This is a genomic window from Syntrophomonas sp. UBA5494 (assembly GCF_002426325.1).
Genome location: NZ_DIPG01000044.1, coordinates 3,451 through 4,115 on the forward strand (window position 1 = coordinate 3,451; position 665 = coordinate 4,115).

The following is a 665-nucleotide window of genomic DNA, read 5'->3' on the forward strand; positions in this document are numbered from 1 at the left end:
CACCCCCGCCGGCGAGGATCCGATGGTCAAGATAACCGATAACGCCTGGGACCAGGGAATAGTCGTAGTTGTGGCCGCAGGCAATGAAGGCCCGGACGAAAAAACCATATCGAGCCCGGGGATAAGTCCGAAAGTTATTACTGTAGGGGCAATGAACGACAAAAATACCACGGTACGGACTGATGATCAGGTGGCGGATTTCTCCAGCCGGGGACCAACTATTGACGGCCTGGCTAAACCGGATATTCTGAGTCCGGGAGTGAATATCGTTTCACTGCGCTCCCCCAATTCCTATCTGGATAAACAGTACAAAAATGCCCGGGTTGATAATGATTACTTCAGCTTATCAGGCACTTCCATGGCCACACCCATTTGCGCAGGCATTGCGGCTCTAATACTCCAATCCCATCCTACCCTTACCCCGGATCAGGTAAAACAGCGCCTGTTGGAAACCGCCGAGAACTGGGATCTCCCGCCTTACGACCAGGGCAAGGGATATTGCGATGCGGAAAAGGCGGTCGATATGCCCAAGAAACAATAAGACAGCCATTTGATTCCGGAATCAATTGCCGCACAAAAAGGGGAACTAACGGCACGGTTTAATAGGGGAACTTATTGAACCATACCCCAAACCGATACGGAAATGCAATAAACAAGGCACTTCA

At 51.0% G+C, this 665-nt stretch carries 1 protein-coding gene; it reads left to right on the forward strand.

Annotated elements, in window-relative coordinates:
- A partial coding sequence (locus B3W37_RS05035; protein ID WP_483174972.1) for a S8 family serine peptidase occupies positions 1 to 541 on the forward strand: 541 nt, incomplete at its 5' end.
- Between the last annotated feature and the right edge of the window lie 124 nt (positions 542 to 665).